The 5871-nt window shown below is 68.9% G+C and carries 6 protein-coding genes; 2 read left to right on the forward strand and 4 right to left on the reverse strand.

The annotated features are described in order from the left end of the window. On the forward strand, window positions 1-438 hold a 438-nt coding region (locus tag WB508_RS11575), incomplete at its 5' end, for a glutathione S-transferase C-terminal domain-containing protein (protein WP_423845035.1). Window positions 439-447: 9 nt separating this feature from the next. Here WB508_RS11575 and WB508_RS11580 read toward each other — a convergent pair. The 4 genes from WB508_RS11580 to WB508_RS11595 are packed head-to-tail and all read right to left on the reverse strand — an operon-like array spanning window position 448 to window position 5403. Further along, the gene (locus tag WB508_RS11580; protein ID WP_423845036.1) at window positions 448-960 is read right to left on the reverse strand and encodes a GrpB family protein; all 513 of its coding nucleotides are present in this window, start codon (window positions 958-960) and stop codon (window positions 448-450) included. Between the two features lie 34 nt (window positions 961-994). After that, window positions 995-3190 (reverse strand): transglutaminase TgpA family protein, encoded by a 2196-nt coding sequence (locus WB508_RS11585; RefSeq protein ID WP_423845037.1) that lies wholly within the window; start codon window positions 3188-3190, stop codon window positions 995-997. 13 nt (window positions 3191-3203) lie between these two features. Continuing rightward, window positions 3204-4451: a DUF58 domain-containing protein gene (locus tag WB508_RS11590; protein ID WP_423845038.1), complete on the reverse strand. Its 1248-nt coding sequence runs from the start codon at window positions 4449-4451 to the stop codon at window positions 3204-3206. A 4-nt stretch (window positions 4452-4455) separates the two neighbouring features. Further along, window positions 4456-5403 (reverse strand): AAA family ATPase, encoded by a 948-nt coding sequence (locus tag WB508_RS11595; RefSeq protein WP_423845039.1) that lies wholly within the window; start codon window positions 5401-5403, stop codon window positions 4456-4458. Window positions 5404-5486: 83 nt separating this feature from the next. On the opposite strand from WB508_RS11595, the gene WB508_RS11600 reads away from it, so the two are divergent. After that, on the forward strand, window positions 5487-5871 hold a 385-nt coding region (locus WB508_RS11600), incomplete at its 3' end, for a flavodoxin family protein (RefSeq protein WP_423845040.1).

A 5871-nucleotide genomic window follows, 5' to 3' on the forward strand; every position in this document is an offset into this window, starting at 1 on the left:
GCGGGCTCCCAGGAGGCGTACGACGAGGCGTACGACCGGCTCTGGACCGCGATGGACTGGCTCGAGGACCGGCTCACCGATCGCCGGTTCCTGATGGGCGACCAGATCACCGAGGCGGACGTGCGGCTGTTCACCACCCTCGCCCGATTCGACGCGGTCTATCACGGCCACTTCAAGGGCAACCGCAACCGACTCAGCGAGATGCCGGCGTTGTGGGGCTACGCCCGGGACCTGTTCCAGACACCGGGCTTCGGCGACACGATCGACTTCGAGCAGATCAAGCAGCACTACTACGTGGTGCACGAGGACCTCAATCCGACGCAGATCGTGCCTACCGGGCCCGACACCGGCGCGTGGGCCAGCCCGCACGGCCGCGAGTCGCTGGGCGGCAGACCCTTTGGCGACGGCACTCCCCCACCGCCGCCCATGCGGGCCTGAGCCGACGACTCAGCCGGCAGCCGCGCGACCCATGATCTCGATGATGATGTCGCTCTTGGCATCGGCGTAATTGTTCATGTCGGACCACTCGCGGCCGGCCAGGCTGCGCTTGACGTCCCCATACCGACGACAGTCATCGGGATGGCTGCGCAGCCAGTCGCGAAACACCAGGTGCTCGGTCTCCCAGTCGCTCCCGGGCTCGCAGACGTGCACGTGCACGTCCAGGGCCGGAGTGCGCACCATGCGGTGTCCGGGCTCCCGGACCCGCAGGAGATAGCCTGCGGCGAGCAGGTCAGGCAGCCAGCCTTCCTCGTCCTCCAGATCGGCCACTGACACGTCAATGTCGACGATCGGTTTGGCTGCGAGGCCAGGCACGGCGGTCGAGCCAATGTGGTCGATTCGCACCGCTCGTGCCCCGAGCGCCGCGGCAATCCGGGTCCGTTCGGTCTCGTACCGGTCCGTCCACGCAGGGTCATGATCGACGATCTCGATCCATCGTCGCTCCGGTCCTCCGATGAGCATGGAGTCCATGATGCCCCCGCGGCAGCGCAGCCGATCAGGCGGCGGGCGACGGCCGTGGGGTCCTACTCACCCCCGGCCGCGGACCCAACGAGCGAGGCAGCAGATTGGCACGCAGTCGGGCGCCGCGGCGAGCCCCGGCCGCCAGCGACGCGACGACCAGTCGAGCGTCAGGCGCCGCATCGGCCGACGGGACGGGCGACTCGGCATAGCGACTCCGCTCCACCGCACCCAGCACGCGGTCCAGCGCGGACGAATCCAGCCCGGCACGTTCGCGCAACCGGCCGGCGAAACCGCGCGGCGTGTCGGTTGAGGACGTCCGCACCCCCAGGTCGCGCGCCGTGTCCTCGATCTCGCGCCAAGCGGGTTCGGGCGACCGCACAGTCTCCCGCAGCCGCCACGACCTGCGGGCACGACGCAGGAGGCCCGGGGTCAACACCATGGCCAGCATCACGACCAGCACGGCGGCTGCCGAACGAGGCGCGGTGGACGACTCCTCGGCCGCGTCCGCCGCAGCGATGGCACCCTCGTCGCCGCGCACGTTCGGAGCGTTGTCCGTCCCGGTGGCGTCCGGGAGGCCCTCAGCTGACGAGTCCCCGGCACTCGGTGCAGCGGGTTCGTCGAAGGACGTGGTCTGGCCGACGCCGGGGGTCGGCTCGAATTTCACCCACCCCACGCCGTCGAAGTACAGCTCGGTCCACGCGTGCAGATCGTCGGACTGGACCGTGTACCGGCGGCGCCCGTTGTCGAATCCGTCCGGCGAGCCGGGCGCATAGCCCACGGCCACGCGCGACGGAATGTCCAGCGTGCGCGCCATGACAGCCATCGACGAGGAGAAGTGCACGCAGTAGCCGGCCTTGCGCTGCAAGAACTCGGCGATCACCGACAGGCCGTTGCCGTCGTAGTCCTCGGCCACCGGGGCGGTCTCGGAGTACCGGAACTCACTGGAGCGGAAGTACCGCTGCAGCGCGAGAGCTCGGTCGTAGTTGTTTCGAGCACCCCGGGTGACCTCGCGTGCCGTGTCGGCGATGACCGCTGGCGCCGCTTCGAGCGCGACGTACTGCGAGAAGTCGGGCGGTACGCGTGGGTTGGTGGCCCGCAGCTGATTGGCGGTGGGTAGCACCTCGATGCTCTGCACCGTGTACGTCTGCCCGATCACATCGCCGCCGGTGGACTCGACCGTGAGGCCGTTGCGCTCCACGCGGTAGCCACTGTCGAGGCCCCGGATGCTGACCGTGGGGTACGGCACCGGCAGCAGGTCGCTGCGCAGCCGTCGAATCGAGATGCGGGTCTCCTTGCGGACTGACTTGATCCCATCGGCAATCGCCAGAGCACCCTCGAAACGACCCTGATCGAAGTCAGCGGACGGCTTCCAGGTCTGACCGGTGAAGTCCGGAAGGGTCGCGACCTTGAGATAGGGCGCGTCGTTCAGCGAGGTCGTGTAGTCCAGCACCGTGACCGGGGTGTTGCGGCGCAAGTTGGTGCCCAGCTCGACGATCGGGTTGATGCCACGGCCGAAGACCTGCGGAGGCGGATTGCCCCACGCGGAGGCCACCGCGCCGACATCTGGCGACACGACCGGGAACAGCAGGGCTGCGACCAGCCCTCCCGTGCCGAGCACGACAGCCGGGGCCTGGCGAGGCGCGCCGATCGAGCCGTGCACTGCGGTGCGGCCACGCAGCAGCGCAAGCCACAGGACCGCCGCCGCCACGAACAGCAACACCGAGGGCGACGTCCCGGTGATCATGCCCGGGACGATGAAGACCGCGAGGAGGAGCACGCCGATCAAGGACACTCCGCGGTTCAGGCGCAGCAGCAGGTCGACCGCGATGACCAGCGCCCCGAATGACGCGGCAAGCACCAGCACGATCGACGACGATGGCGCGACAGGTGCCTGCTCCTGGGCGATGATCGGGCCGGCCCGTTCGATCAGCTCACGAAATCCACCGATCGTGTCGCTGGTTGGCACGATCACGAGCAGTGTCGACGGAACGAACACCCAAGACAGCACGATGATCTCGGCCACCAGCGCGATCGGCGTGACCGTGCGGCCCAGGCCGACCATCCGCAACGTGATGGTCGTGGTCGCCACGAGCAAGGCGACGAGCGCCGTGCTGACGAACCAATCGGCGCCTTCGACGACCGTTCTGAACCCCAGCAGCAAGACCAGCAGGGCTCCGGTCGCCACGGACATCTCGGCCCAACCGCCGCGCTCTCGCGTCCGGTGGCCCACGGTCGCCTCCTGTTCACCCCGCCGCACGAGTCCGCGCTCGGTCGAGGTCACTCCACATGACGGGGATGTCGGACTGCGGCGTGTAGGTCACCACGTGCCACCCGGCGGCCCCCAGCACCGTGAGCGTCGATGCGCGCGTGGTGGCGGCGATCATGGCGTGCACGGCTGCCGCACCGGACAGCTCCTTGACCCAGCGATGAGCGCGATCCAGCTCCAGACGGCCCGCGATGACGAAGATGGCGCGCTCCGTTGGCAGGCGCCAGAGATCACTCGTGGCCGGCTCGCAGTGCGCTAGGGCCAGCATCACGTCGCGCACGGAGTCGTGCCCCTCGGTCAGCTCGGCGCCCAAGGAACCGTCCGGCGAACCGACCGACACGATGAATCCGGCACGGACCAGATGGGTGATGACCGACGCGGCGGCCGCCACGGCCCACTCGAAGGTGGGTGAGTACTCCCAGGCTCCTGACGTGTCACGATCAGTGCCGTGCGCCCACGCGTCGAGGTCGATCGTCACGGCCGCACGCGGGTTCATCTGCTGCTCCTCCTGACGCACCATCAGCTCCCCACGCCGGGCGGTCGCCTTCCAGTGCAGCCGCTTGAGTGCATCGCCGGGCAGGTAGGACCGCGCGATGATGTCGTCCTCGCCGATGCCGACCTGGTGGGGAGCCGGGCGGGTGGCGCCGTCCTCATCGGAACCGCTCGGCCGGATCGGCGGAAGGTCGTAGCGACGTGGCAGGACGGTGAGTTGGTGGGTCTCGCCGACGTCGCGGGTGCGCTCCACCAATCCAAACGGATCCACGACCCGGATTCCGACCGGTCCGATGGCATGGGCGCCGCGCGTCGAGGCGGACACCGTGTACGAGGTCGACACGACCGCATCGGGCGCGTTCGCGGGTCCGAGCGCCGGGAGCACGCCGCTGGCCTCTCCCGCCACGACGTACGGCAGATAGTCGGTCCACCGCGCCTCTGGGCATGGGACCGACGACATGTTCGTCACGATCAGGCACGCTCGCACCGACTGGCCCGGATCGATGACCTGTGACGAGATGCTGCGCTCGATCCGCACGCGCGAGTGCCCCGTGGCCACGAAGGTGCCGGCCAGCAGCACCAGCCCGAGCAACAGGCCCGTGGCGTACAGCAGGGCTGGAGCAGACAGGATCGGGGCGAGCCCGAACGTGATGAGCGCAGCGACCAGGAAGCCGGTCCCACGGCGGGTCAGGGCGAACGATCGAGCGGCGGCACGCATGCGTCGGACACCCATGGGGTCAGGCCGGTTGAGCGCCGCGCGGGACCTCGGCCGGCACGGGCGTGTGGGCGATGATCGACGCGACGATGTCCTCTGCGCCAGCAGCGCCGCGGTGTGCCACGAGGCGGTGCGGCAAAACCACCAGGGCGAGCGCGTCGAGGTCGTCGGGAAGCACGTAGTCGCGACCTCTGATCGCGGCTCGGGCCTTCGCGGCTCGGACCAGCTGCAGAGTGGCGCGCGGGCTGGCACCGAGGCGCAGGTCCGGATGGGTGCGCGTGGCCTGGGCGATCGCGACGGCGTACTGCTCGACGGCCAAGGAGACGTGCACCGCGCGAGCGGCAGCGATCATCTGCTGGACCGTCTCGATCGTGACGACCGACGTCAGGGTGTCGAGCGGATTGGACGAGTCGCGACCGCGCACCATGTCCAGCTCGGCCCCGGCGTCGGGATATCCCATACGGATCCGCGCCATGAAGCGATCGCGCTGGGCCTCCGGCAGCGCGTACGTGCCCTCCATCTCGAACGGGTTCTGGGTCGCCACCACCGTGAACGGGCTGCCGAGCTCGTACGTGGTGCCATCCACGGTGACCTGGCGCTCCTCCATGGCCTCGAGCAACGCCGACTGGGTCTTGGGTGACGCGCGGTTGATCTCGTCGCCGATCACGATGTTGGCGAACACGGCCCCCGGCTTGAACTCGAACTCCCGGGTCGAGGGCACGAACACCGAGACACCCGTGATGTCTGACGGCAGCAGATCTGGCGTGAACTGGATGCGCCGTACTGCGCACCCCGACGACTTCGCCAAAGCCTTCGCGAGCACGGTCTTGCCGACTCCTGGCACGTCCTCGATGAGCAGATGGCCCTCCGCGAGGAACACCACGATGGCCGTCTCGACCACGTCCGGCTTGCCATCGATGACCTTCTCGATGTTCGCGCGGAGAGCTTCAGCCGCTGCCTCGAAGTCCATATCGCATGGTAGGCACAGGCGCACAAACCTGCAGTGGGGGTTTTGGACAGCCGGCGATGCCGCCGGTGGCTAGCGTGGGTCAGGTGAGCAACCTGCTGATCGTGCACCACTCCCCGACCGACACTCTGCACGCGCTGACCGACGCGCTCGTCGCCGGAGCCCGCGACGACGCCATCGAGGGCGTGGACGTGTCAGTCATCGCAGCGCTCGAGGCGTCGGCCGACGACGTGCTGGCGGCCGATGGCTACGTCGTGTTGACCCCGGCGAACTTCGGGTACATGTCCGGCGCGATGAAGCACTTCTTCGACACGATCTTCCTGCAGGCAGGTGGGTCGCTGAGCGATGACGGATCTGCCGCCGAATCGGGCGGCACGAAGAAGCCCTACGGGTTGCTGGTGCACGGGCGCTACGACACGACCGGTGCGGTGCGGTCGGTGCAGGGCATCGTGCAGGCGCTCGGCTGGCACC

This window comes from Aeromicrobium sp., from assembly GCF_049586495.1.
In the GTDB taxonomy this organism is placed as follows: Bacteria; Actinomycetota; Actinomycetes; order Propionibacteriales; family Nocardioidaceae; genus Aeromicrobium.

What these genes read in the sequence shown, in the direction of transcription:
- WB508_RS11580 (WP_423845036.1), bottom strand. Translation starts at nt 960, where the DNA reads ATGCTCATCGGAGGACCGGAGCGACGATGGATCGAGATCGTCGATCAT.
- WB508_RS11590 (WP_423845038.1), bottom strand. Translation starts at nt 4,451, where the DNA reads ATGGGTGTCCGACGCATGCGTGCCGCCGCTCGATCGTTCGCCCTGACC.
- WB508_RS11595 (WP_423845039.1), bottom strand. Translation starts at nt 5,403, where the DNA reads ATGGACTTCGAGGCAGCGGCTGAAGCTCTCCGCGCGAACATCGAGAAG.